At 52.1% G+C, this 24,772-nt stretch carries 24 protein-coding genes; 7 read left to right on the top strand and 17 right to left on the bottom strand.

All coding sequences use genetic code 11. The features are described from left to right. Window positions 1-146: 146 nt before the first annotated feature. Complete coding sequence (locus tag Q4491_RS17805) at window positions 147-1,718, bottom strand: S8 family peptidase (RefSeq protein WP_192017369.1); 1,572 nt, start codon at window positions 1,716-1,718, stop codon at window positions 147-149. A gap of 522 nt (window positions 1,719-2,240) precedes the next feature. On the opposite strand from Q4491_RS17805, the gene Q4491_RS17800 reads away from it, so the two are divergent. The 4 genes from Q4491_RS17800 to Q4491_RS17785 all read left to right on the top strand — a co-directional run bounded on the left by Q4491_RS17800 (window position 2,241) and on the right by Q4491_RS17785 (window position 4,889). Continuing rightward, window positions 2,241-3,134: a neutral zinc metallopeptidase gene (locus Q4491_RS17800; RefSeq protein ID WP_192017368.1), complete on the top strand. Its 894-nt coding sequence runs from the start codon at window positions 2,241-2,243 to the stop codon at window positions 3,132-3,134. Between the two features lie 348 nt (window positions 3,135-3,482). Then, a complete protein-coding gene (gene zur / locus Q4491_RS17795; RefSeq protein ID WP_192017367.1) occupies window positions 3,483-3,929 on the top strand; it encodes a zinc uptake transcriptional repressor Zur in 447 nt (148 codons plus the stop codon). 36 nt (window positions 3,930-3,965) lie between these two features. Beyond that, a complete protein-coding gene (locus tag Q4491_RS17790) occupies window positions 3,966-4,430 on the top strand; it encodes a chemotaxis protein CheX (RefSeq protein WP_027254037.1) in 465 nt (154 codons plus the stop codon). Between the two features lie 249 nt (window positions 4,431-4,679). Continuing rightward, window positions 4,680-4,889, top strand: a complete 210-nt coding sequence (locus Q4491_RS17785; RefSeq protein WP_027254038.1) for a cold-shock protein — start codon at window positions 4,680-4,682, stop codon at window positions 4,887-4,889. A 71-nt stretch (window positions 4,890-4,960) separates the two neighbouring features. Here the strand turns inward: Q4491_RS17785 and pgi are convergent, their stop codons facing one another. Continuing rightward, window positions 4,961-6,613, bottom strand: coding sequence for a glucose-6-phosphate isomerase (gene pgi / locus Q4491_RS17780; protein WP_303459507.1), 1,653 nt, complete (start codon window positions 6,611-6,613; stop codon window positions 4,961-4,963). A gap of 376 nt (window positions 6,614-6,989) precedes the next feature. Continuing rightward, entirely contained in the window at window positions 6,990-7,475 is a 486-nt protein-coding gene (locus Q4491_RS17775; RefSeq protein ID WP_303459504.1) for a MarR family winged helix-turn-helix transcriptional regulator, read from the bottom strand. Between the two features lie 159 nt (window positions 7,476-7,634). Here Q4491_RS17775 and Q4491_RS17770 point away from each other — a divergent pair, with 159 nt between their 5' ends. Beyond that, window positions 7,635-8,231 carry an NADPH-dependent FMN reductase gene (locus tag Q4491_RS17770; protein ID WP_192017364.1) on the top strand — a complete coding sequence of 199 codons (597 nt, stop codon included), beginning with the start codon at window positions 7,635-7,637 and terminating at the stop codon, window positions 8,229-8,231. Window positions 8,232-8,279: 48 nt separating this feature from the next. Here the strand turns inward: Q4491_RS17770 and Q4491_RS17765 are convergent, their stop codons facing one another. Next, window positions 8,280-9,365, bottom strand: coding sequence for a GNAT family N-acetyltransferase/peptidase C39 family protein (locus tag Q4491_RS17765; protein WP_192017363.1), 1,086 nt, complete (start codon window positions 9,363-9,365; stop codon window positions 8,280-8,282). A gap of 75 nt (window positions 9,366-9,440) precedes the next feature. On the opposite strand from Q4491_RS17765, the gene Q4491_RS17760 reads away from it, so the two are divergent. Next, a complete protein-coding gene (locus Q4491_RS17760) occupies window positions 9,441-10,907 on the top strand; it encodes a RimK family protein (protein WP_192017362.1) in 1,467 nt (488 codons plus the stop codon). 123 nt (window positions 10,908-11,030) lie between these two features. Here the strand turns inward: Q4491_RS17760 and Q4491_RS17755 are convergent, their stop codons facing one another. From Q4491_RS17755 to Q4491_RS17745, 3 genes are read right to left on the bottom strand one after another with little or no spacing between them, the layout of a single operon-like run. Continuing rightward, window positions 11,031-12,380, bottom strand: a complete 1,350-nt coding sequence (locus Q4491_RS17755) for a BamA/TamA family outer membrane protein (protein WP_303459499.1) — start codon at window positions 12,378-12,380, stop codon at window positions 11,031-11,033. A 16-nt stretch (window positions 12,381-12,396) separates the two neighbouring features. After that, complete coding sequence (gene alr / locus Q4491_RS17750; RefSeq protein WP_237796226.1) at window positions 12,397-13,476, bottom strand: alanine racemase; 1,080 nt, start codon at window positions 13,474-13,476, stop codon at window positions 12,397-12,399. A gap of 25 nt (window positions 13,477-13,501) precedes the next feature. Then, window positions 13,502-14,902 (bottom strand): replicative DNA helicase, encoded by a 1,401-nt coding sequence (locus Q4491_RS17745; protein ID WP_120513586.1) that lies wholly within the window; start codon window positions 14,900-14,902, stop codon window positions 13,502-13,504. 255 nt (window positions 14,903-15,157) lie between these two features. Here Q4491_RS17745 and Q4491_RS17740 point away from each other — a divergent pair, with 255 nt between their 5' ends. Beyond that, entirely contained in the window at window positions 15,158-15,925 is a 768-nt protein-coding gene (locus Q4491_RS17740; protein ID WP_303459495.1) for a YdiY family protein, read from the top strand. Window positions 15,926-16,043: 118 nt separating this feature from the next. Here the strand turns inward: Q4491_RS17740 and rplI are convergent, their stop codons facing one another. The 10 genes from rplI to hflC form a co-directional block, all read right to left on the bottom strand. Beyond that, on the bottom strand, window positions 16,044-16,496 hold the full coding sequence (rplI, locus tag Q4491_RS17735; protein WP_192017359.1) for a 50S ribosomal protein L9: 453 nt from the start codon (window positions 16,494-16,496) through the stop codon (window positions 16,044-16,046). A gap of 36 nt (window positions 16,497-16,532) precedes the next feature. Continuing rightward, a complete protein-coding gene (gene rpsR / locus Q4491_RS17730) occupies window positions 16,533-16,760 on the bottom strand; it encodes a 30S ribosomal protein S18 (protein WP_002539422.1) in 228 nt (75 codons plus the stop codon). A 16-nt stretch (window positions 16,761-16,776) separates the two neighbouring features. After that, window positions 16,777-17,079, bottom strand: coding sequence for a primosomal replication protein N (priB, locus tag Q4491_RS17725; protein WP_027254047.1), 303 nt, complete (start codon window positions 17,077-17,079; stop codon window positions 16,777-16,779). A 7-nt stretch (window positions 17,080-17,086) separates the two neighbouring features. Then, complete coding sequence (gene rpsF, locus Q4491_RS17720) at window positions 17,087-17,476, bottom strand: 30S ribosomal protein S6 (protein ID WP_192017358.1); 390 nt, start codon at window positions 17,474-17,476, stop codon at window positions 17,087-17,089. Window positions 17,477-17,706: 230 nt separating this feature from the next. Then, the gene (gene rlmB, locus Q4491_RS17715; protein WP_192017357.1) at window positions 17,707-18,444 is read right to left on the bottom strand and encodes a 23S rRNA (guanosine(2251)-2'-O)-methyltransferase RlmB; all 738 of its coding nucleotides are present in this window, start codon (window positions 18,442-18,444) and stop codon (window positions 17,707-17,709) included. Beyond that, entirely contained in the window at window positions 18,444-20,987 is a 2,544-nt protein-coding gene (gene rnr, locus Q4491_RS17710) for a ribonuclease R (RefSeq protein WP_192017356.1), read from the bottom strand. Before rnr ends, rlmB begins: the two co-directional genes overlap by 1 nt. A 259-nt stretch (window positions 20,988-21,246) precedes the next feature. Further along, window positions 21,247-21,873 carry a tetratricopeptide repeat protein gene (locus Q4491_RS17705; RefSeq protein ID WP_303459487.1) on the bottom strand — a complete coding sequence of 209 codons (627 nt, stop codon included), beginning with the start codon at window positions 21,871-21,873 and terminating at the stop codon, window positions 21,247-21,249. Between the two features lie 192 nt (window positions 21,874-22,065). Next, window positions 22,066-23,364: an adenylosuccinate synthase gene (locus Q4491_RS17700; RefSeq protein ID WP_192017354.1), complete on the bottom strand. Its 1,299-nt coding sequence runs from the start codon at window positions 23,362-23,364 to the stop codon at window positions 22,066-22,068. A gap of 122 nt (window positions 23,365-23,486) precedes the next feature. Continuing rightward, window positions 23,487-23,681 (bottom strand): DUF2065 domain-containing protein, encoded by a 195-nt coding sequence (locus tag Q4491_RS17695; RefSeq protein ID WP_192017353.1) that lies wholly within the window; start codon window positions 23,679-23,681, stop codon window positions 23,487-23,489. A 92-nt stretch (window positions 23,682-23,773) separates the two neighbouring features. Beyond that, window positions 23,774-24,772, bottom strand: a complete 999-nt coding sequence (hflC, locus tag Q4491_RS17690) for a protease modulator HflC (RefSeq protein WP_192017352.1) — start codon at window positions 24,770-24,772, stop codon at window positions 23,774-23,776.

Below are 24,772 nucleotides of genomic sequence, written 5' to 3'. Positions count from 1 at the left end.
AAGTGCTCGCTCAGCTTCATTAAAGCTAGTCGGGTTATCCGGTGCAGAGCGTCGCATTTCAACGACTGAATAAAGGTTAACAAAAAAACGCCCTGAACTGTCCTTGTCCGGGGCGCGGCAGTCATCAATTTATCGGCGATAACGATTCAGAAGCTAGCCTGCAGCGACAGGCTGCCATAGGCGTTATAGCCATTCAGCATGATGTGGTAGCGACCAGACTGAGTGGGGGTGATAGAGCAGGTTTCGCTGTTACCCGCACGGTAAGGCCGGCAATCCCAGCTGGATTTGGTGGCTTTCTGCCCGAGGCGAACATACAGATCGGCATCCCCCGTTCCGCCATAGGTACGGACAGTTAAGGTACGCCCTGCCGGCACATCAATGTAGTAATGCTGCTCACTACCGGACGTCCCGTTCAGGCCACTTTGCACTTTACCGTTTTCCAGTTTGCCGTCTGACGGTGTACCCGGATCGCCGCCGCCATTATCTGTACCGCTGTAAGCCAGCAGATTAAGGCTATTGCGTGAATCACTCACTTTACCTGTAGTGCCGCGCTGGGTCAGTAACTGACTGACCTGAGAAGGGGTCAGGTTCGGATACTCATCGAGATACAGCGCAGCGACCCCGGCAACGTGCGGTGTGGCCATCGAGGTTCCGCTGATGGTTTTGTAGCTGCCGTCATACCAGGCGGAGGTAATGGAGGATCCCGGCGCAAAAATGTCGACACAGCTGCCCCAGTTAGAAAAGCTGGAACGCTGATCAGAACTGGTTGTCGAGCCGACAGTGATACCATTTGCCACCCTGGCGGGTGAGACATTGCAAGCATCCTGATTCTCATTTCCCGCTGCCAGCATAAAGCTGACGCCTGAATTCACCGCGCTGTTGATGGCGCTGTCCAGTGCGGTCGAAATACCGCCGCCCAGGCTCATATTCGCCACAGAAGGACCAGTGGCATTCTGCTTCACCCAGTCAACACCGGCAATCACCCCTGATGTGGTGCCCGAGCCATTACAGCTCAGTACCCGCACCCCGACCAGGCTGACGTTCTTCGCCACACCGTAGCGCGTACCGCCAATGGTGCCGGCAACATGCGTACCGTGACCATTACAGTCGGTGGCATTGCTGTCGTTATCGACGAAATCGTAGCCGGAACGGGCACGACCGCCGAACTCGGCATGGGTGGTGGTGACACCGGTATCAATGACGTACGCCGTCACGCCTGCGCCGTTATATTGAGTGACAAAATTACCGTCCAGCGGCAGGTTGCGCTGATCCACACGATCCAAGCCCCAGGTGGCATTGGTCTGCTGGGCATCAAAAGCTTCAGGGAAAACCGGATCAAGTGAAATCCGCTGATCCTGCTCTATGTAGTCAACCTGATTGTCCTGACGAAGTGTATTGAGTTGCTCTGCCGTCAGCTCAGCGACAAAGCCGCTCAGGGCAGAATCAAACACCCTTTCAGCAGTCACAGCATGAAGTGTACTGATAGACTCGACAGTACGGGCCACAAACTCGACACGCGCGGCGATATCATTGGCGATATACGCCGGTTCTTTTAACACCACAATATACTGATTGGCGACGGCCTTCTCAGGTGCCGCGGTGATCAGCCTGGCCTGTGACTCCGAACTTACTGCAAACTGCGAGTCTTCAGCCTGAATGGCAGCACTGGCTAATACCAGCGCAGACGTGATACAGCAACCTAGCATTGTCTTAAACATTGTTAGTCCTTTTTTATGTTTGTCCGTTACTTGGAATTGCCTACCCCTCACATCAGGCACAGTTAAAACCTATACGCAACTACGCCCTTATACATAAGATGAAAACACCAAATTTTATTAATGAAACAGAGAGATGCGTGGTTACATACAAGTTGAGACTCATAGCAAGGCATAAGTAACCTGCTGTTTTTATATCGCTATCTGGCCACTATGATGGACTTAACCTGATAACTGAAGGATGTAAACAAATCCGAACAGGTAAAAAACCTGCTGATCACTTCTTATATTTCATCAAGTTAAAATCATCACAATAAAAATCAGTCATAAGATTGCAGAGACCAGGCTTTACAGCAGACCAAAATGCTGATTTTTCACGGATTTGCAAAGCAGAAGATCTCGGCTAACTGAAAAGCGTGTTGTGCTGCTGAATGAAAATGCCTCCCGTCTCAGGGTGTAACAGGAAAAAAGGGCACTTTTCGTTCAGACTTGTTGAGAACCTCTTCACGACTCAGGGGAAAACCTATGCGCTGGCGCAAGACCAAACAAAGTACCAACATTGATGACAGACGCGGTCAGGGGCCAGCTCACTCCGGGATGGCGGTCGCTGGATTACTGCGTTTTCTCCCTTTCCTGCTCAAAACCAAAGTAGGTAAACTTATTCTGGTTGTCGGCGGGATATACTTGGCTTATCAGTATTTTACCGGTGGATCCGGAATGATGGACGTTCAGCCCGGTTCCGGGGCGATGCAGCAACAGGAAGGCGCACAAACCGGTGGCTTACCGGCCAGTGACGAAGAGGCTCAGTTTGTCGCGGCGATTCTGGGCACCACAGAAACCGTGTGGAGCAAGCTGTTCGACGGCCAGTATCCCGAACCGCAGCTGGTGTTGTACAACAATATCACCCAGACAGGCTGTGGCATGGGTCAGGCACAGTCCGGGCCATTTTATTGTCCTGCCGACAGCAAGGTGTATCTGGATCTCAGCTTTATGGATGAGCTGAAAAAACTGGGGGCGCCCGGTGATTTTGCTTTTGCCTATGTGATAGCACACGAGGTGGGTCATCATGTGCAAAACGTGCTGGGCACCAACAAGCAGGTCGCTCAAATGCAGCAGCAGGCCAGCGAAACCGATGCCAATCGCTTAAGCGTGATGCTTGAGCTACAGGCCGACTGCTATGCCGGTGTCTGGGGCTACTATGTTCACAATGACATGCAGTTGCTGGAGCCCGGCGACATTGAAGAAGGGCTGAAAGCCGCCAGTTCCGTGGGTGACGACAGGCTGCAGGAAATGGCAGGTCAGGCCGTACAGCCAGATGCCTTTACTCACGGTACCTCTGAGCAGCGGGCAAGTTGGTTTCGCAAAGGGTTCGAATCCGGCAATCCCAAAGATTGTGACACTTTCCAGAATCTGCAATAGCTCTTATCCGGGGCCAGAGCGACGTTGGCCCTGAAAAGATCACCCGGCCCTTTAAGTCCTGCTTGCCATTTAGTGGTTTCTGCATACACTTTGCCTCGCATTGTTCAGGACAACAGCAATGGCAGATGACTGCCGGCGCTGAAAGCACCATGTCCTGAATAGGCGGCATTTTTTGACTTACAAACCAGTCAATGAATCAATCGTTCATACCGTCAGCGACTTAACCGCTGATGCGAATGTGATCAGTTACACGAAAATTTTGTCCATCCGTAATGGATTATGTCTCTCAGAGCTAGGTTTTTGAAATGCTATGATAGACTATGACGCTAGTCGCTTTTTTGAGGAAGTATGGCAAATCATATGCAACTGCTGAATCAGGCCCAAACACTCTGTGATCAACGTGGAGTCCGGCTGACCCCGCAACGCCAGAAAGTACTGGAGCTGATTGTTGAACGCCAAAGTTCAATCAGCGCCTACGAGCTGCTTGATTTGCTTCGGGAAACTGAACCTCAGGCCAAGCCTCCCACTGTGTACCGCGCACTCGACTTTCTGCTGGCCCAGGGCTTTGTCCATAAAGTCGAGTCGACAAACAGTTATATCGCCTGCAATCTGTTGGACCATGCCTCTCATTGTTCACAGCTATTAATTTGCGATGAATGCAGTCATGTGGAGGAATGTCACGACGATGAATTGGCTAAAATGCTAAAACTAAAGGCACAACAACAGGGCTTTCAGATTTCTCACCATGTGGTTGAAAGCCACGGTGTGTGCCAAGCATGCCAACATAAGAAGTAGTCCGTTTCTGAACAACAACAAGGCAATCCAGATCCTATGCGAGCAGAATTTGTAAACCCGTTTCTGGCCTCTCTGCTGAATGTGCTCAAGACCATGGCGTCAATGGAGCTGGCCCCGCAAAAACCTCTGCTGAAAAAAGATGAAGTCGCCCGAGGTGATGTATCTGGCCTGATTGGTATGATTGGTCCGCAGACCAGAGGCTCGATGTCCATTACCTTTGATGAAGGCCTCGCGCTGGAAATTATGCAGCGCATGCTGGGCGAGCGGCCAAATGGCATCAATGATGAAGTCACCGATATGGTTGGCGAGATCACCAATATGGTCACAGGTGGTGCTAAACGTATTCTGTCTGAAAAAGGCTATGACTTTGAAATGGCCACCCCCGCAGTTGTGTCAGGCCGCGGCCACACCATCACGCACAAGAGTGAAGGGGCGATCATCATCATGCCGTTTGAATCTGAATACGGCAAAGCCTTCATCGAAATCAGCTTCGACCGCTAACGCTTTCAAACACCACTTCTTTTTCTGCAGGCCAGTGCAAACTGGCCTGACCTATTGCCGTGACTATGCTTAACCCTTTCACTCTTTTTGCATAAATAACGCATAAATCATTGCCCCGCATTCCGGTTACGATCTAGACTGGAAATGCTATTTAGGTATCTACTCACCTATAAAGATACCTGTTAATAGCATTCGTGTTGCCTGCCTTCGGGTAACGCAAGGAATAGATTACAAAGGAAAGATCGTCAAATGAGCAAACTGACAGGAACCGTTAAATGGTTCAACGATGATAAAGGTTTTGGTTTTATCTCTGCTGCTGATGGCAAAGATGTATTTGTTCACTTCAGCGCCATTCAGGCTCAGGGACGTCGTACCCTGAGAGAAGGCCAAAACGTTGAGTTTATCGTTACTGACGGCCAGAAAGGCCCACAAGCCAGCGAAGTGGTCGCCCTGTCTTAACCGTAAGGCATACCGCAACTAAGAAAAACGCCGCAAAAGCGGCGTTTTATCATTTCAGGCTTTCGTCAAGATTACTGACGCCATTGCTTAAAGGTATTGATCAGGCCATTGGTCGAGCTGTCATGGCTGCTCACCGCTGCGTTGTCCGCCAGCTCCGGCAGGATCTGATTGGCCAGCTGTTTACCCAGCTCAACGCCCCACTGATCGAAGCTGTAGATATTCCAAATCACGCCCTGGGTGAAGATCTTATGCTCATACATCGCGATCAGCGCACCCAAGGTATACGGGGTCACTTGCTTAACCAGAATGGAGTTGGTCGGACGGTTACCTTCGAACACTTTAAAAGGCGCCAGCTCTGCGGCTTCCTCCGGCGTTTTACCTGCCGCGGTGAATTCCGCTTCCACCTGCTCGCGGGTTTTACCAAATGCCAGCGCTTCGGTCTGTGCAAAGAAATTTGCCATCAGTTTAGGGTGGTGATCACCCAACTGATTGTGGCTGATTGCCGGGGCAATAAAATCACACGGGATCAGCTTAGTGCCCTGATGGATCAACTGATAAAACGCATGCTGACCATTAGTGCCCGGTTCGCCCCAGATAATTGGTCCGGTCTGATAATCCACAGGATTACCGCCGCGGTCGACATACTTACCGTTCGATTCCATGTTGCCTTGCTGGAAGTAAGCCGCAAAACGGTGCATATACTGATCGTACGGTAAAATGGCTTCGGATTCGGCACCGAAGAAGTTGTTATACCACAGGCCAATCAGCGCCAGAATGACCGGCACATTCTCGGTCAGCGGCGCTTGTGCAAAATGCTTATCCATCGCATGCGCACCGGCCAGCAGTTCTTCGAAACGCTCGTAACCCACAGCCAGGCAGATCGACAAACCAATCGCTGACCACAGTGAATAACGGCCGCCGACCCAGTCCCAGAATTCGAACATATTGTCGGTATCAATACCAAAGGCAGACACCGCACCGGCATTGGTCGACAGGGCGGCAAAGTGCTTCGCTACATGCGCTGGATCTTTGGCCTCAGCCAGGAACCAGTCACGCGCCGAGTGGGCGTTGGTCATGGTTTCCTGAGTGGTGAAGGTTTTTGACGCCACCAGGAACAGAGTCGTTTCCGGGTTCAGCCCCTTCAGGGTTTCAGCAATATGGGTGCCGTCTACATTAGAGACAAAATGCAGGTTGAGACGGGTTTTGTACGGCGCCAGTGCTTCTGACACCATGTAAGGACCCAGATCAGAGCCACCGATGCCGATATTGACCACATCTGTGATGGCTTTGCCTGTATACCCTTTCCAGTCACCGCCAATAATACGGTCGGAGAACTGCTGCATTTTCGCCAGCACGGCATTCACATGCGGCATTACATCTTCGCCGTCCACCAGCACTGGCGTATTGCTGCGGTTACGCAGCGCGACATGCAGTACGGCGCGGTCTTCGGTGCGGTTAATTTTTTCACCGTTGAACATAGACGCAATGGCGGTTTTCAGCTCGGTCTGTTCAGCCAGATCAAACAGCTTGGCCAGCGTTTCTTCAGTGATAAGGTTCTTTGAATAATCCAGCAGGATATCGTTGCCGAACGCCGCGGAAAACGTCTCGAAACGTGATGAGTCTTTAGCAAACAGCTCGCTGAGCTGAAGATCCTGTGCCTGTTCAAAATGGGCAGTCAGTGCCTGCCAGGCAGTTGTTTGCGTGGGGTTAATGTTTTTCAACATAATGACGTTCCTGATGTGTTATTTTTTCACTACAGCACAACCGGTGGTGCGGCAGTGAATGTCCAATTCAACGGCGTTTGCACAGCCAAACTGGCCATAAGCATGGCGATATTTTGGTAATTTTACAACTTATTGTTAATTATGCCGTCGCTACCGCCCTACCTGCCTTGCTCCAGGTCACGCTTTCGGTGAATCATGCATAGCCGCTAAACTATAGGAAATTATCCTGCAGTTCGAAAGAAACCAAGAGATAAAATCGACAGAAAGCATGTAACTCAGTAGTACCAATCTGAACTTTGGTCTGATTCCTCTCACATTACTGATGAAATTGAACAACAGATTGTTGAATAAATCATAGCCCTATCTGGCTGAAGGATCAGGACTCATTGCTCAGTAGCCAGGCTCTCAGCAGCGCAGCCAGTTGCTGTCGCTGTTCTTGTGTCAGCGGATCAAGAATGGCTTTCTCATTAACGACATGCGCTTCAACAGCCTGGTCAATTAAAACCCGGCCTTTCTCTGTCAGCGCCACACTGCAGCTTCGTCTGTCTTCGGGGCTGGCTATGCGTTCAATCAACCCGCGCTTGGCCAACTGCTCAATGCGGGTACTCATGGCACCGGATGACAGCATCAGGGTCTGGTAAAGTTCGGTCGGGGTCAGAGGGGTATTACAACGCCTCAATGTTGCCAGGATATCAAACTCAATCGCACTTAAATCATAGTTTTTAAACGTCTTATTTATTTTCTTGTCGATCAGTCTGCTCATGCGGCTTATGCGGCCAATCACGGCCATTGGCGAACAATCCAGATCAGGGCGTTGCTGTTGCCATTGTGTCAGTAACCTGTCTACATGATCGTGATGCATATAATTCTCTCAAACTATTTTTTCAAAAAGATACTTGAAAAAAAGATTTCTCAGGCGTACCTTTCATTACATATCTTTCATAAAAGATACTTACATAAAAGTTTTAATTATTATAGCACTGAATCAGTCGGCAACCTCTCAGCGATAAGGAAAAGCATTATGAAACTCAGCATTATTTCAGGCAGTCATCGTGAACAATCACACAGCGTGAAGGCGGCAGCCTATTTACAGGCACTGGCTCATGGCCAAGGGTTCGAGGAAGCAGAGATCATGGATTTAAGTACCCTTAATCTGCCGCTCTGGAACGAAGGGGTCTGGAGTGGCAGTGAGGAATGGAGTGGCTGGCGAGCACTCGCAGAAGAACTGAAAACATCGGACGCTGTGGTACTGATCACACCGGAATGGCATGGCATGGCAACCCCGGCCCTCAAAAACTTCCTGTTGCTGTGCACGTCGGCAGAACTGGGTCACAAACCCGTACTGCTGGCCAGTGTTTCCGCAAGCGTGAACGGTGTCTACCCTATCAGTGAGCTGCGCATGACAGGCAGTAAGAACAACCATGCGTGCTTCATTCCGGATCATTTGATCTTCCGCGACTGTGAGACTCTGCTGACAGCGGACAAGGCCGTCAGCGATGAGCGATTCGACGGCCGGGCGAGATATACCATCAAATCTCTGGCAGCCTACGCCAGAGCCTTAGCCCCGGTGCGAGAAGAACTGCAACAAGGGATGAAAGATTTCCCGTTCGGCATGTAGCAATCAGCATCATGCCCCTGGCTGTGATGCCCCAGAGGACACGGCCCGCTAGGACTTGATCACCACACAGGCCGTCTGTTTCTGGCGGCCAAAGCCGAGGATCTGGCTCAGCCCGGCTTTATTGAGCGGAATATGGGCGCGATGGCTGCTGTCCGCCTTGTCTTCGGCGAAAGGGTCATGAAAGAAAAAGAACTGTTCGCTGACGCCGCTCAGCACAATCCAGTGTGGCTCTTTGCAGCCGTTGAAACGATAGGTGCTGATCAGCATCAGCAAACAGTACCCTTGCTTCAGCCAGTCTTCAATCTGACTAACCGCCGGCATGGCATCCACCACAGGCACACCGGCCTCATCCATCTGCTGACAAAAATCCTGATGGACCAGCTCGATAATGTCCTTTTTCCTGGGATCGCGAACACTGTCTATAAAAGGCGTTGACAGCGACTGAGCCCACAATTCCACTTTGCACCCGCGCCGGTTTGCCGCCAGTGCCAACCCGTGTCCGCTGCACCCACCGTGCCCCGAGGCCATGAAGATAGTGGTAGCCTCCCGCCACAGCTGCATCTCGGTCTGCCGGCTGGGCTGAAAAGCTGGGTCCAGATAAGACAGACTCATCATTAAGCAGGCCGGACCACAAGTGAACGGCGTGGTCTGCACATACAAAGGGAGTGGCAGCAGATGCTTAGCTTCCATAGGGCTCAGGCGTTTTTGCATCCTGACGCCATCGGCCAGATCATCGTAATAATGGATTAAAATTTTTAATGGTTTATAACCGCATTTTTCATAAAGATTTCGCGCCGCGAGATTGTCATTGCGCACTTCCAGCCTTAATGTATTGAAACCGTTTTCCAGTGCCGCCGCTTCACAGGCAGACAGTAACTGCTGAGCAATGTGCCTGCCTCGATAAACGGGATCGACGGCAAGGGAATACAACCGCGCCAGCTGGGTACCCCGGTGAAATAACACCAGCCCATAGCCAGCTATCCGGCCTTCATCTTCCGCGACAAACAGCACGCTCTGGGGTGATTTAATAAACCGCCGCATCTGACGGGGTGAAATTCGATCCCCATCAAAAAGCTGAGCCTCCAGAGCATTTAAACTATCTAGATCATAAAGCTGTGCAATACGGACTATCATGGACTTATTCACGCTTGAGTGGACTAGTTCGATTTAATCCCAAAATTAGCCGTAAGGCTATAGGTGAAGAAAAAGATGACAAAAGTCCTCATTATTACCGACAACGACAGTGACTGGCGGCAGTATTTTCCCTCTGACAGGGTTGTCACTGTCGACACATATTTGCAGCAGGGCGCGTTTTGTGAAAACAAAGCCACTCAGGTCATAAACCTGTGTCGCGACTACGGTTACATGAGCAGCGGTTATTACTGCTCGCTGATGGCTGAAGCCCGCGGGCACAGGGTCATTCCCCGTGTGATGACGATTAATGACTTATCTCAGCCCTTCCTGTTGTCGGTACCGTCAGACCAGCTGGAAAAAGCCTTTGCGCACCAGTTGCAGTCGTCTGGGGATCAGCTCGAAGAAAAAATTTATTTTGGTCAGTCCAAAGTGCCCGGCTTTGAAAAAATGGCGCGCCGCCTGTTCGAGCACTTTATGGTGCCTGTGATTAAGGTCATTATCCGCCGCTCCGATTCGCACTGGCAGGTAGAGCAGATCACGCCGTTCCCGTTTCAGGATTTGACGGATCCTGAACAGGATTTGTTTGCCGATGCACTGGAACGTTTTTCTAACAAGGTATGGCGCTCACCCAAGCCCAGCAAGAATGCACGCTACGATCTGGCGCTGCTGGTCGATCCATACGAAAAGATGCCGCCGTCAGACAGTGCGGCACTGCACAATTTCAAGAAAGCCGCCAAGCGTCTGGGCATGCGGCTGCAGGCCATTACGCCGGATGACCTGTCGCGGCTGGGCGAATTTGATGGCCTGTTCATTCGTGCCACCACCAATATCGGTAACTTCACTTACCGTTTTGCCAAAACGGCGGAGAAGCTGGGCCTGATCGTGATGGACGATCCGGAGTCGATCATGAAATGCACCAACAAGGTGTTTCTCACCGAATTGTTGCGGTTGCATAAAGTCCCGACCCCGAAAAGTGTGGTGCTGAAAAGCTTCGATCCTAACTGGCTCGAACAGGCCGAAAACGACATAGGTTTTCCTATGGTGCTCAAAGTGCCGGACGGTGCTTTTTCCGTCGGCGTGGTGAAAGTCAAAAGCCGGGAAGAGCTGCTGACCCAAATGGATACCCTGTTTGCGCGCAGTACGCTGATTCTGGCTCAAGAGTTCCTGCCGACAGATTTTGACTGGCGGATTGGTATCCTCAACCGTCAGCCGCTGTTTGCTTGTAAATACTATATGAGCCGCGGCCACTGGCAGATTTACCAGCACCATAACAGCGGCCGGGTGACCTCGGGCGGCTTTGAAACGCTGGATTTGAAGCAGGTGCCGAAGAACGTTATCGAGGTTGCGCTCAAAGCGGCCAACCAGATTGGCTCTGGTCTGTACGGCGTTGATCTGAAGGAAGTGAATGGCCAGGTGGTGGTGATAGAAGTGAACGACAACCCGAGTATCGATCATAAAGTCGAGGATGCTTTCCTTGGCGATCTGCTCTACGACCGGGTGATGACAGAGTTTCTGCGCCGTATTCAGCTGCGCGGCTTTTGAGTCTGCGCCCCAGTCACCTTCTCCTAGCCTCCCCCTTGAAAAGGGGGGGACTGATTGAGTTTGCTGCGAGTCTTGCGTTTTCCCTCCCCTTGGCAAGGAGGACGAACAGCTAAAGCACCGCTCTCAGAATGGCTGATTCACCATGACGTTGAAACTACTTTCCTCTTCACCCCATGCCATTTCAGCCCGTACCACCACCCCTTCTACCTGAAAGCGCACTGCGCCTCCGGCACTCCAGCGCATGTCCTGGTTCAGTTCAGCAAGATCAAACTCGTCAGCCACCCGCCCCAAATCGGTAAACAGCACCCATTGCCACCAGGGAACATCATACCAGTCAAACACCGGCCAGCCGCTCAGCGGTTGCCACTCGGGCATGACCCGGTATTCCATGCTGTAACTGAGCGCACTGCGATCAGAAAAACGCCCGCCGGGATAACTGCGCAGGCGAAACAGACCACCAAGGCTGGCACGGGCAAACTCTGGCGGCCTGTGATAACGGGTTTGCCCCTGCACCTGCTCACTCTGATCCCAGCTCGGCACATCCGACAAATAGGCATTAAAGGCAATCACCTGCTGCTCAAACCAATCACCGGCCGGCCCTATGTCCCAAAACCAGCTCTGACTGAGCTCCCACTGCCACCAGCTTTCACGATCGCTGCTGCCGGGATCTGTGGTCACCGTCAGCAGGCTGTGCGATCCCTGGCTGGGGTTATGTTCGCTGTTGAGATTATCCCACTCCAGACGGGTTTCCAGCGCCCAGACCTCGTCAGTATCGGCAAATTCCGTGTCCGGCAAAGGCGGGGAGTCGTGAAAGCGGCGGTTCTGGTAATAAGGGCGAAATTCAATGGACGTGATCCCGCTTTGCCACGGCGTACTGCCGGTCAGCGGGCGTTCCAGCGCCAGAGCAGCCAGAGGGTTGGCCGTTGCAGAGCCCAATGGAAAGATATAACGGGCAAACATCCGGTATCTGGCATCATAGGCATTGGCATTGAAGGCATCCAGGGCGCTTGAATCATTGCTGGCCGCCTCTCCGAGATAAAAATCGGTATGCTGAAAATCGGCGTTGTAGATCTCGGCACCTAACAGCCAGCGGCTGTCGTTGCTGAAGCGGAAGTTATCGCCGCGTATATAGGTCAGCCAGGTTCCCTTGTTCCCTTTCAGGCCGGCCCCGAACAGTGAGGCCTGTGGCTGAAAAGCGCCTTTGACCACTCCGGCCATGCCTAAAGCAAAACCGATGTTGTCGGTATAAAAAGCAAAGGGCACCACGGCATAATCTTTTGCCCAATTCAGTTCGCCCTCGTCATCATAACCGCCGGTATTGATCTTAATACCGTCATCAGAGGCACAGGCAACCGCAGGATAGCCCGCCCAGAGCAAGGCTGAAAACAACCAAGCCGTGGCATTGACCACGGCTTGTCTGGGATGGCAGATACTTGTACGGGATAATGCCCGGCGATATAAGGGTGTCAGCATAACAGTTTCTTCATTGTCAGCGGTACGCCATAGCCACACGCGATGTCAGCTTGGTGACCAGTTCGTACGCTATGGTACCAACATGATCGGCCACCACCTCGGCAGGTAATCCCTGTCCCCATAATACTGCTTCATCGCCCACCCGATCAGTGGCATCCGGCCCCAGATCGACCGTCAGCATATCCATAGAGACCCGGCCTGCAATCGGCACCCAGCGGCCGTTAATCAGTACAGGCGTACCGTTCGGCGCGGTGCGCGGATAGCCGTCGCCATAACCTATGGCCACCACGCCGACTTTGGTATCCCGCTCGCTGACCCAGGTGCCGCCATAACCGACCGCTTCCCCTTGCCTGAGTGTCCGCACCGCAATCACACTGGAGGTCAGTGTCATCACAGGTTGCATACCAAAGGCCTCGGCAGAGTGCGTCTTATCAGCGAACGGCGAAATGCCGTACATAATAATGCCGGGACGAATCCACTCCAGGTGGCTGTCCGGCCAGGCCAGAATACCCGCAGAATTGGCCAGAGAGCGCTCGCCACGGCAACCTTGCGTCAGGGACATAAAAGTTTGGATCTGACTGTCTGTCACCGGGCTGTTCAGCTCATCGGCACAGGCAAAGTGGCTCATATACCGCAGCGGCTGTGCCACATTCTGGCTGGCATGCAGGCGCTCGACAAAAGCCTGGAACTCTTCCGGACGCACGCCGAGACGATGCATGCCGCTGTCAATTTTGAGCCAGACTTTCACCGGCGTCTCCAGCACTGCCTGCTCCAGGGCTTCCAACTGCTCTATGGTGTGGACCACGGTCTGAATATTATTGGTCACCAGCACAGGTAAATCTGATGGCGAATAAAAGCCTTCCATCAGAAGAATAGGCTTTACCACGCCACAGGCGCGCAACGAGAGGGCTTCCTCTATCCTCGCGACGCCAAAACCGTCTGCATCCGGCAGCCCGGTAGCAACCTGCTCCAGACCGTGCCCGTAACCATTGGCCTTGACCATGGCGAGCAACTTGCAGCCGGGCGCCTGTTGTCTGATCAGACTCATGTTCTGGCGCAAAGCCCGGGTATCAATATAGGCGGTAGCTGCTTTCATTTATTGTCCTGCTGCTGGGTTAACGCTAATACTCATCATCAAAAGCCGGGCCGGCATAGTTATCAAAGCGGGAAAACTGACCCTGGAAAGTCAGGCGCACGCTACCGATGGGACCATTACGCTGCTTACCTATGATGATTTCTGCAATGCCTTTCAGTGCACTGTCTTCGTGATATACCTCATCACGGTAGATGAACATGATCAAGTCCGCATCCTGCTCGATGGCACCGGATTCACGCAAGTCTGAGTTTACCGGACGCTTGTCGGCACGCTGTTCCAGCGAGCGGTTAAGCTGAGACAGCGCCACCACAGGCACATTCAGCTCTTTCGCCAGGGCTTTCAGCGAGCGGGAGATCTCGGCAATTTCCAGCGTACGGTTATCCTGCAAGCCAGGCACCCGCATCAGCTGAAGGTAATCGACCATGATCATGCTAAGACCGCCATGTTCACGGGCAATACGGCGGGCACGAGAGCGGACATCTGTCGGGGTCAGGCCAGAACTGTCATCAATGTACATGTTCTTCTTTTCCATCAGTATACCCATGGTCGACGAAATACGCGCCCAGTCTTCATCATCCAGCTGTCCGGTACGGATCTTGGTCTGGTCTACCCGCGACAGCGACGCCAGCATACGCATCATGATTTGTTCGGCGGGCATCTCCAGCGAGAAAATCAGCACAGGTTTTTCCTGCTCCATGGCTGCGTTTTCACACAGGTTCATCGCAAACGTCGTTTTACCCATAGACGGACGGGCTGCCACTATGATCAGATCCGATCCCTGCAGGCCAGCAGTTTTCTTATTCAGATCAGTAAAGCCGGTCGAGACCCCGGTGACACCATCCTGAGGCGACTGATACAGCAGTTCGATACGTTCCAGGGTTTTTTCCAGTATGGTATCGACATTTTGCGGGCCTTCATTTTCATTGGTACGCTGCTCGGCAATGGCAAACACTTTGCTCTCGGCCATATCGAGCAGATCGACGCTGGTTCTGCCCTGAGGATCATAACCGGCGTCGGCAATCTCGTTAGCGACCCCTATCATGTCACGGATCAGCGCACGCTCCCTGACAATCTCAGCATAGGCGGTAATATTGGCCGCAGACGGCGTGTTCTTGGCTAACTCGGCCAGGTAGGCAAAGCCACCGACATCATCAAGCTGATCATGCAGCTCAAGACGTTCTGACAGGGTGATCAGATCCAACGGCTGGCCGGATTCCAGCAACCCGGCGGCAGACTCAAAAATCATCCGGTGCGGACGGCTGTAAAAATCACGCGCGACCACTTTTTCTGCAACGCTGTCCCAGCGCTCATTATCCAGCAACAGGCCGCCAAGCACTGACTGTTCTGCCTCCAGCGAATGAGGCGGCATTTTGAGCGCATCCATCTGACTGTCTTTGGGACGATTGGGTTTACTTTTCTCTGCCATAACCACTTGCACGTTTGACCTGAATCCGGCCTGTTAGTATACCTGAACATTCCTGCGAGCTGGCAGCCATCCAGACAAAAAAGACCCGGTAAAAGCTGCGCTGCCCAATCTTACGGCACTTCAGCAAAATTTATGTCTAATAGCGCAACATCCTGACGATCATCTGACATTATTCAGCTACACTGCGCCGCCTACACCTTTTCTGCACTTTTTTGTGCAAGCCGTCGTTTCTTGTGTCTGTAGTTGGGAGGGCACGTGGCAAATAAATGCATACTGCTTCCTGTGCTGACATCCGGCCTGCTCATGATGGCTGAGGCCAGTGCAGACGAAGTGCCAGAGCTCCCGCCGATCACCTCGCCCTGGTCCAGTGAACTGGAGCTGGGATACCAGTCGCTTTCCGGCAACTCGAATACCAAATCGCTCAATACCCGGCTGGGGCTGACCTATGTCAAAGATCAGTTTCGTCAGCAGGTTGAAGCCAAATACCTGCTGGCAGAAGAAGACGGTGAGGAAGAAAAACGCAAAGGCCAGCTCGAATTACAGAGCGACTTCATCATTAATGAGCGGGCATATGTGCTGGGCAATACCAGCTATATCGACGATAAATACGGCCCCTATTTCAGGGATTTCACCCTGGCAACCGGTATCGGCTACCGGGTCATCCGGCTGGAAAACATGATGATGGAAATAGAAGCCGGACCGGGGTACCGCCATCAGGAACCCAACATAGACGAAATTGACGATGACGACATCATAGTGCCTGAAACCGTCGATGAGCTGATCCTGCGTGGCAGTACCCGCTGGATCTGGAAACCGTCCAAAGATGTCGAGCTGAATATCCGGCTGACAGGCATAGCCGGTAACAGTAACAGCACGCTGGAAACCCAGGTGTCTCTCACCAGTGCTATCTCAGAACATATCGCTATCAAGCTCAGCAACACTCAGAAGTTCAACAGCTGGGTACCGGACGGCCTGCAAAAGCGCGACGGCACCATGACAATCAACCTGCTATTTCATTACTGAGCAGCGTCATTACTGATCTTTGTCATTACTAAGCTGCGCCATCCTGCCGACAGCCCTTTCTCCAGACATAAAAAAACCAGCCCTGAGGCTGGTTTTTCCGCAGAAGTGCAGGTGCTGATTACTCAGCAGCAACAACTTCCAGCTTAACTGTTGCAAATACGTCAGAGTGCAGCTGCAGGCTGATCTCATATTCGCCAGTTGTGCGCAGAGCACCTTCTGGCAGACGTACTTCGCTTTTCGCTACTTCAACGCCAGCAGCAGTTACTGCATCAGCGATATCACGAGTACCGATTGAACCGAACAGTTTGCCTTCGTCACCCGCTTTAGAAGCAATAACTACAGCTTCCAGAGCGTTAACTTTCTCAGCGCGAGCTTGAGCAGCAGTCAGTTGCTCTGCAACTTTTGCTTCCAGCTCAGCACGACGAGTTTCAAACATTTCAACGTTAGATTTGGTAGCCATAACTGCTTTACCCTGAGGGATCAGGAAGTTACGAGCATAACCAGCTTTAACGCTTACCTGATCACCAAGGCTGCCCAGGTTACCGATTTTATCAAGTAGAATAACTTGCATTATCTTGTCCTCTTAAACTTAATTAAACCGGGCCTATTACTGATGCTTGTCAGTATATGGCAGCAGAGCCAGGTAACGTGAACGCTTGATAGCGCGAGCCAGCTGACGCTGGTACTTAGCGCGAGTACCTGTGATACGGCTTGGTACGATTTTACCAGCTTCAGTGATGTAGTTTTTCAGAGTTGCTACATCTTTGTAGTCAATCTCTTGTACGCCTTCTGCAGTAAAACGGCAGAACTTACGACGACGGAAGAAACGTGCCATGGGCTTATCTCCTGAACTAAATTTTTTCAATATGATCGGCATGCAACACTAACTTACCTATGCCATTCCGGCCGGTTTGCCACGAGATAAATCCCCCGGCTTTAATGTTGCTTCCGACAGCTAAATCATGAGTGAGTAATTGCTGACCTTTACCGCTGACCACCACGTTGATGTAACAATACACCTGCCGTGTTAAGTCCGCTTCCACCTGGTTGGAACGATGCTCAAGCACAAAATGGCAATGAGGAACGCCCGCCGGGGACTGGCTTCGTTTGGGATGCTTGGCAACAGTGCCAGACAACTCCAGACGATTGGTCATTCAATGATTACTCAGCGTCGGCCATTAGACCTTCAGATTGTGCATCTGCACGATCTTCACGACGTGGGGCACGCTCTTCTTTAGCCTTCATCATTGGAGATGGCTCAGTGATAGCGCCTTTAGTGCGCATGATCATGTTACGGATCACAGCATCGTTAAAGCGGAAGCTTGACTCCAGCTCGTCGACCACAGACTGCTCAGCTTCAACGTTCATCAGAACGTAGTGTGCTTTGTGCAGTTTGTTGATTGGGTAAGCCAGTTGACGACGACCCCAATCTTCCAGACGGTGGATTTGACCGCCAGAATCTTTGATAGCACCGGTGTAACGCTCGACCATGCCAGCAACTTGCTCGCTTTGATCAGGGTGCACCATAAATACGATTTCGTAATGACGCATGGGTTGCTCCTTACGGATTATTCAGCTTCCCTGTTCAGCTCGGTTATCCTGGGGAAGCAAGGAACGAAAAAATAAAACCGAGAATTTAGGCGCGAGATAGTACAGAATTACACCGCTCAGCGCAACTAAAAGAACAGCGATATCGCCCTGTTCTGGCGTTTATTTTCACCACAGACAGAAAGGCCACCCGAGCGGATGGCATTTCATTTGATTTAGCAGGTATTTTTGTTTTAGTCCTGACGCTGGCGAACCGCTTCAAACAGGCAGATACCCGTTGCAACCGACACATTCAGGCTGGAGACAGTGCCCGCCATCGGGATCTTAATCAGATCATCACAGGTTTCGCGGGTCAGACGGCGCATCCCTTCCCCTTCCGCGCCCATCACTATGGCCAGTGGCCCGGTCAGTTTGCTTTGATAGAGGTCATGAGTCGCTTCACCGGCGGTCCCCACAATCCAAATCCCTTTGTCCTGCAAGGCACGCATAGTGCGGGCCAGATTGGTCACCCGAATCAGCGGCACCACTTCAGCAGCGCCACAGGCCACTTTAGACGCGGTTGCGTTCAACTGGGCGGCCCTGTCTTTCGGCACGATAATCGCCACCACACCGGCGGCATCGGCATTTCGCAGACACGCGCCCAGGTTATGCGGATCGGTCACGCCATCCAGTATCAGCAACAGTGGATTGTCTTTACCTTCAAGCAGGTCATCCAGATCCTGTTCATTGTACTGTTTACCCGGTTTTACCCGCGCCACAATACCCTGATGGCTGCCGCCGTCGGCTTTATCGTCCAGTGCCTTACGGCCGGTCTGCTGGATAGTCACCCCTAATCGCTGCAATTCGTTCAGCAGCGGCAATACCCGCTCGTCCTGACGCCCTTTCAGCACAAAGACTTCAATGAAGCGTGCCGGGTCGGAACCCAGCACAGCGCTGACGGCATGAATGCCGAAAATCATATCATTACGCATTACTTAGTCTTCTTCGCCGCTCGTTCTTTCTTACCGGCCCGCGGCTTACGCGCCTTGACCGATTTCTTTTTCGCCTTGTCTTTTTTCTTGGCTTTTTTGCCTTTCTTGTCGTCTTCGCTGCCAGGCTTGGCTATCACACCGGCTTTCAGCTGCTGACGGACAGAAGTGCGCTCTTTCTTCGCTTCCGCTTTGTGCTCCTGCTGCGCTTCACCGTTTTCAACGCGGTACGCTTTCAGGTTCTGACGCTGCAAGCCTTCTGCTTTGCGCATCCGTTGCTGCTTCTCACGGGTTTGCGCGGTTTTACCTGGTCGGCGGGACTTTCTGCCACCGCCCACCAGTTCGAAATCAATCTGGCGGTCGTTGAGGTTAATCGCCGCGACTTTCACCTGGACAGTGTCACCCAGACGGTAAATTTTGCCGGAGGCATCCCCCACCAGGCGCTGACCGATAGGATCGAACTGGTAGTAATCGTTATCAAGATTTGAGATGTGCACCAGGCCGTCAATATTAAGCTCATTGAGGCGGACAAAGAAGCCAAAGCCCGTCACATTGGCAATCACGCCTTCGAACTCATCACCGACATGGTCCTGCATGTATTCACATTTCAGCCAGTCAGCCACATCACGCGTGGCATCATCGGCACGACGCTCTGTCATTGAGCATTGCTCGCCCAGCACATCCATGTCGTCGAAGGAATAGTGGTAGCCGCCGGTCGGTGTCCAGCGATCTTTGTGAGTGCCGTTCTCTTTGGCAACCAGATATTTGATGGCACGATGCAGAGCCAAATCAGGATAACGGCGGATCGGCGAGGTAAAGTGCGCATACGAGTTGAGGGCCAGACCGAAGTGACCCAGGTTTTCCGCCTGATACACTGCCTGCTTCATGGAACGCAACAGCATGGTCTGGATCAGTTCTTTGTCCGGGCGATTCTGGATCGCCGCTGCCAGGTGAGCATAATCACTCGGGGCAGGCTCCAGGCCACCGGTCAGATTCAGGCCCAGCTCGCCGAGGAAATCCCGAAAACCTGTCAGGCGTTCTTCGCCCGGGGTATCATGCACCCGGTACAGCGCAGGCTCTTTGGCTTTTTCTACCAGCTTGGCAGAAGCCACATTGGCCATGATCATACATTCTTCGATGATCTTGTGGGCATCGTTACGCTCTGACGGCACAATGCGGTCAATCTTACGATCCGCATTGAAAATGAACTGGGTTTCCAGCGTTTCAAACTCAATAGCACCGCGCTGTTCACGCGCAAGTTTGAGCACTTTGTACATGCTGTACAGCTCTTCCAGGTGCGGAACCAGAGGCGCATAACGCTGGCGCAGATCCTCGTCCCCTTCCAGCATCTTGCTGACTTTAGTGTACGTCAGACGGGCATGAGAGTTCATCACAGCTTCGTAATGCCGGTAGCCGGACAGTTTGCCGGCCGCCGAAATAGTCATCTCACAGACCATGCACAGGCGATCAACCTGAGGGTTGAGCGAGCACAGGCCGTTCGACAGCACTTCAGGCAACATAGGGATCACCTGAGCCGGGAAGTAAACCGAGTTACCGCGGTTTATCGCTTCTTTATCCAGTGCGCTGTCAGGGCGCACATAGTAGCTGACATCGGCGATAGCCACCCATAAACGCCAGCCACCTGATTTTTTCTTTTCACAGAACACAGCGTCATCGAAGTCGCGGGCGTCCTCGCCGTCGATAGTCACCAGCGGCAAATCCCGCAGATCAACACGGCCTTTCTTGGCGTCTTCCGGCACGTCTTCTTTCAGTGTCGCGACCTGCTTCTCAACCTCTGCCGGCCAGACATGGGGAATATCGTAGGTACGCAGGGCAATTTCAATTTCCATGCCCGGTGCCATGTTCTCGCCCAACACTTCCACAATTTTACCGACAGCATTGTACTGACGGGTGGCGCGCTGGGTGATTTCCACCACCACTACGTTACCCATGCGGGCACCCTGACGCACTTCCTGAGGGATCACGATATCTTGCGAGATCCGTGAATCATCCGGTACGACAAAGCCCATACCGTCTTCAATAAAATAGCGACCGACAATCTGGCCGCTGTATTCCTGCAGCACACGGACAATCCGCCCTTCACGGCGGCCGCGTTTATCGACGCCTGCCACCTGAACCAGAACGTAATCACCATGGATAACACCGCGCATCTGATGAGACGGCAACAGCAGGTCATCTTGACGGGCCATGCCGCTGCCTTCAGGGCGCACAAAGCCAAAGCCGTCTTTATGGCCAATGACATGGCCTTTAATCAAATCCAGCCTTTCCGGCAATGCGTAACACTGGCGGCGGGTGTACACCAGCTGGCCGTCGCGCTCCATGGCGCGTAATCGGCGGCGAAGGCCTTCATACTGGTCTTCGCCCTGCAATTTCAGCTCGGTAAACAGCTGATCGCGATTAACAGGTGTACTAAAGCCGCGAACCACTTCCAGAATGAATTCACGGCTTGGGATTGGGTTTTCGTAGTTTTGAGCTTCCCGCTCGCGGAAAGGATCGACGGGTAAATCAGTTGTACCTTTGGACATAAAATAATCCGTATTGGCAGCCAGATACCCTAAGTATATCCCTGCCATCAATAATTAGTTGGGAGCAGGTCAAATTCCGCTCCAATAAATGAAGATAATATCTGCGTGTGAATCAGTCGCTTACACGCTTTTTTTGTGAGCCTGCCTGTCACTGGCAGCTCAAGCAACGCGACAAGATAAATGCCGCTCAGATCACATTCTAAGCGCTAACTGCCTGAAAAGATACCGCAGGCCAAAAATCACCACGGCAAGAGGGAGGTTACCAGAAGCTCTCTCGTCGCTTCGCGCGAGCAATCACATTGGAAGGCATACGCAGCTCTAAATTGCGACGTAACTGAGCAATCTTTTTGTGGGTCCGGCCGTCAGCCGTCACTGACTGATACAGCCAGCGGTAAGCATCTTCGTAATCCAGCGGGCTGCCATAATCATTGAGCAGCAATTCGGCAAGCTGAATGCGTGCAGCCAGATGGCCCATCGCCGCCGCTTCGCGCAAATAAGGAATCGCACGTTCCCGATCCTGTTGCACCAGTGTGCCCCTGGCATAATAACGGCCCAGCTGTTCCAGCGCTGAAGGCAGGCCCTGACGAGCCGCTGTTTCCATGTAATAGAGGCCCAGTTCAACGTCACGCTGCACACACACGCCCCAAGCCAGCATGTCACCGTACAGAAACTGATACGCTGGCAGTTCAACACGCTCTGCCCGCACTTCAATATCCTGTACCAACTGGCACTCATCGGCTTTCACGCGCTGTAACTGCTGGTTGCCCTCAAACAGATGGATCAGTTCCGCCTCTGAATACAAAGGCACAGCATCCCCAACATCTGTAATCGCTTTAACCGGCATCGCCGCCACTAAAGCTGAAAGCACTATTACACGCAGAACCATTCCGCTCTCTCTTTACATTGAAACATTACGACTGGACTCAGCCACATTTCTTCGCTGAAAACGATAAAAAACCTGGCGGTATGAACCTTATCGACCAGAGGCAAACAGACTTTAGTCAAAATTTCAGAAAGCGAACAACAAAAAGCCAACCCTAAGGTTGGCTTTTGAGCATCAGGTCAAATCGCTCAGCAATCAGCTTGCGTACGGATGCACCTTGATGATGGTTTCGTTACGATCAGGGCCGGTTGAGATTAAATCGACAGGTACACCTGTCAGCTCTTCCAGACGCGCGATGTAATTCAGTGCCGCCTGCGGCAACTCTTCCAGTGTTTTCACACCGAAGGTAGTCTCAGTCCAGCCTGGCATAGTTTCGTAGATAGGCTCTACGTCTTCGAATGCATCAGCCGCCATTGGAGACACAGTCAGGATCTTGCCATCCGGCAGTTTGTAACCGGTACAGATCTTGATTTCTTCCAGACCATCCAGAACATCCAGCTTAGTCAGACAGAAACCGGACACTGAGTTGATTTGCACAGCACGGCGCATTGCAACGGCATCAAACCAGCCACAACGACGCTTACGGCCTGTGGTTGCACCAAACTCATTACCTTTCACACCCAGGTGCTCACCGACTGCATCATCAAGCTCAGTCGGGAACGGGCCAGCACCAACACGTGTGCAGTACGCTTTGGCGATGCCCAGAATGTAACCCAGGTAACGAGGACCGAAGCCAGAACCGGCAGCAACACCGCCCGCCGTCGTGTTAGAAGAAGTCACATACGGGTAAGTACCGTGATCGATGTCCAGCAGTGTGCCTTGTGCACCTTCGAACATGATCTTGTCGCCACGCTTGCGTGCGTCATCCAGCTCCTGGGTTACATCAATAACCATAGATGTCAGGATGTCCGCCTGAGCCAGCACAGTTTCCAGTACTTCTTCGTAGCTTACAGGCTCAACATTGTAATAATGCTCCAGCTGGAAGTTATGGTAAGCCATCACTTCCTTAAGCTTCTCGGCAAATGCCTCTTTATCGAACAAATCGCCAACACGCAGACCGCGACGAGCAACTTTATCTTCATAGGCAGGACCGATACCACGGCCAGTCGTACCGATTGCTTTCTTACCACGAGCCAGCTCACGAGCCTGGTCCAGCGCAATGTGATACGGAAGAATTAGCGGACAAGCTTCTGACAGGTATAAACGCTCACGAACTGGAATACCACGCGCTTCCAGTGGCTCCATTTCTTTCAGCAGAGCATCAGGAGAAAGGACGACACCGTTACCGATAATGCATTTCACGTTGTTACGCAGGATGCCTGAAGGGATTAAGTGCAGGACAGTTTTTTCACCATCTATGACAAGGGTGTGACCTGCGTTGTGACCGCCCTGGTAGCGAACCACATATTGTGCATCTTCAGTCAGCAGATCAACGATCTTGCCCTTACCTTCGTCACCCCACTGGGTGCCGAGAACGACTACATTGTTTGCCATCTTTCTTCGTCTATCAGTAGTTAAAAATGGATTCTAGCACCTTACAAATTTGCTTGCAGTCATTTTTTGACCATGACCCAGAAAATCGAAAGGCAGGCTTCACGAATACCCTACGTCAGGATTTACAGCTGGGTGAACATGATATAAGCAATAACGCTGCCAGCGACGACTAAACAACCACCTATACGGCGTAATGTCTGATCATCCTGGCTGCTCAACTGACTGATCAGTTCGCGCCAGCCCCTGGGTGCCAGTAATGGCCCCAAACCTTCCAGAATCAGTACCAGCCCGACGGCCAGCCAGAATGTTTGACTCATCGTTTTACCCCGCTATCGGCTCATAATCTCCAGGTCTCAGACAAAAAAAAGACAAGGCCAACGCCTTGTCTTTTTGTCAGCACTGAACCCTTTTAGTTCAGGCCATCCGACCCTTTCATGTATTTGAAGAAGTCACTGTTTGGATCAACCACCAGAATATCCTGCTTGGAGCTGAAGCTGTTTTCGTACGCTTTCAAAGAACGCAGGAAGTTATAAAACTCCGGATCTTTGTTAAACGCAGTCGCATAGATATCTGCAGCTTTCGCTTCAGCATCACCGCGCTGGATGCGGGCAATACGTTCTGCTTCAGAAATAATCTTGGCGACTTCCAGCTCAGACTGAGCACGGATAACCTCGGCTTTTTCACGGCCCTGAGAACGGTGCTTACGAGCAACCGATTCACGTTCGGCACGCATACGGCGATAGATAGACTCGCTGATCTCATCCGGCAGGTTGATTTTCTTCATCCGGAAATCAACCACTTCGATACCAAGGTCACGGGCACTGATCTGAGTTTCTGCCAGTACATCTGCCATGATCTTGTCACGCTCGCCTTCCAGCTCTCGCTTGGGGGCCACTTCCTGCACAATTTCAGATGCAATGGCCACGCTTTCATCAACGGGTGCAGCAGCGCCGGCATCCACGTTGTTGCCACGATCCGGACCAGACACTATCTGTTTGATCTCTTTGGCACCGATCTGAGCACGCAGACTGTCGACAACCTTACGTTTCAGCAGCCCTTCCGCCGTTGCGGTATTACCGCCACCGGTGGTCAGGTAATACTGACCAAAGTCCTGAATACGCCACTTTACATAAGTGTCGATGATCACGTCTTTTTTCTCAGAAGTGACAAAACGGTCAGCCTGATCATCCATGGTCTGAATACGGGCATCCAGCTTACGAACACGGTCAAATACCGGTACTTTAAAGTGCAGGCCCGGCTCATACACACGTGTCATGTTGCTAACGTCATCTTTAATGATTCGACCGAAACGAACCACAATTCCACGCTCGCCCTCTTTGACGACGAAGACGGACATCAACACCAGAGCGATGAGAATGACTACGAGCGGGATAATTAACTTACGCAT

Source organism: Photobacterium sp. 2_MG-2023 (assembly GCF_030547675.1).
Taxonomy (GTDB): Bacteria; Pseudomonadota; Gammaproteobacteria; order Enterobacterales; family Vibrionaceae; genus Photobacterium; species Photobacterium arenosum.
The sequence above is the reverse complement of the archived record's forward strand: the minus strand, read 5'-3'. Positions and strand labels throughout refer to the sequence as shown.

What these genes read in the sequence shown, in the direction of transcription:
- Q4491_RS17805 (WP_192017369.1), bottom strand. Translation starts at nt 1,718, where the DNA reads ATGTTTAAGACAATGCTAGGTTGCTGTATCACGTCTGCGCTGGTATTA.
- Q4491_RS17800 (WP_192017368.1), top strand. Translation starts at nt 2,241, where the DNA reads ATGCGCTGGCGCAAGACCAAACAAAGTACCAACATTGATGACAGACGC.
- zur (WP_192017367.1), top strand. Translation starts at nt 3,483, where the DNA reads ATGGCAAATCATATGCAACTGCTGAATCAGGCCCAAACACTCTGTGAT.
- Q4491_RS17790 (WP_027254037.1), top strand. Translation starts at nt 3,966, where the DNA reads ATGCGAGCAGAATTTGTAAACCCGTTTCTGGCCTCTCTGCTGAATGTG.
- Q4491_RS17785 (WP_027254038.1), top strand. Translation starts at nt 4,680, where the DNA reads ATGAGCAAACTGACAGGAACCGTTAAATGGTTCAACGATGATAAAGGT.
- pgi (WP_303459507.1), bottom strand. Translation starts at nt 6,613, where the DNA reads ATGTTGAAAAACATTAACCCCACGCAAACAACTGCCTGGCAGGCACTG.
- Q4491_RS17775 (WP_303459504.1), bottom strand. Translation starts at nt 7,475, where the DNA reads ATGCATCACGATCATGTAGACAGGTTACTGACACAATGGCAACAGCAA.
- Q4491_RS17770 (WP_192017364.1), top strand. Translation starts at nt 7,635, where the DNA reads ATGAAACTCAGCATTATTTCAGGCAGTCATCGTGAACAATCACACAGC.
- Q4491_RS17765 (WP_192017363.1), bottom strand. Translation starts at nt 9,365, where the DNA reads ATGATAGTCCGTATTGCACAGCTTTATGATCTAGATAGTTTAAATGCT.
- Q4491_RS17760 (WP_192017362.1), top strand. Translation starts at nt 9,441, where the DNA reads ATGACAAAAGTCCTCATTATTACCGACAACGACAGTGACTGGCGGCAG.
- Q4491_RS17755 (WP_303459499.1), bottom strand. Translation starts at nt 12,380, where the DNA reads ATGCTGACACCCTTATATCGCCGGGCATTATCCCGTACAAGTATCTGC.
- alr (WP_237796226.1), bottom strand. Translation starts at nt 13,476, where the DNA reads ATGAAAGCAGCTACCGCCTATATTGATACCCGGGCTTTGCGCCAGAAC.
- Q4491_RS17745 (WP_120513586.1), bottom strand. Translation starts at nt 14,902, where the DNA reads ATGGCAGAGAAAAGTAAACCCAATCGTCCCAAAGACAGTCAGATGGAT.
- rplI (WP_192017359.1), bottom strand. Translation starts at nt 16,496, where the DNA reads ATGCAAGTTATTCTACTTGATAAAATCGGTAACCTGGGCAGCCTTGGT.
- rpsR (WP_002539422.1), bottom strand. Translation starts at nt 16,760, where the DNA reads ATGGCACGTTTCTTCCGTCGTCGTAAGTTCTGCCGTTTTACTGCAGAA.
- priB (WP_027254047.1), bottom strand. Translation starts at nt 17,079, where the DNA reads ATGACCAATCGTCTGGAGTTGTCTGGCACTGTTGCCAAGCATCCCAAA.
- rpsF (WP_192017358.1), bottom strand. Translation starts at nt 17,476, where the DNA reads ATGCGTCATTACGAAATCGTATTTATGGTGCACCCTGATCAAAGCGAG.
- rlmB (WP_192017357.1), bottom strand. Translation starts at nt 18,444, where the DNA reads ATGCGTAATGATATGATTTTCGGCATTCATGCCGTCAGCGCTGTGCTG.
- rnr (WP_192017356.1), bottom strand. Translation starts at nt 20,987, where the DNA reads ATGTCCAAAGGTACAACTGATTTACCCGTCGATCCTTTCCGCGAGCGG.
- Q4491_RS17705 (WP_303459487.1), bottom strand. Translation starts at nt 21,873, where the DNA reads ATGGTTCTGCGTGTAATAGTGCTTTCAGCTTTAGTGGCGGCGATGCCG.
- Q4491_RS17700 (WP_192017354.1), bottom strand. Translation starts at nt 23,364, where the DNA reads ATGGCAAACAATGTAGTCGTTCTCGGCACCCAGTGGGGTGACGAAGGT.
- Q4491_RS17695 (WP_192017353.1), bottom strand. Translation starts at nt 23,681, where the DNA reads ATGAGTCAAACATTCTGGCTGGCCGTCGGGCTGGTACTGATTCTGGAA.
- hflC (WP_192017352.1), bottom strand. Translation starts at nt 24,772, where the DNA reads ATGCGTAAGTTAATTATCCCGCTCGTAGTCATTCTCATCGCTCTGGTG.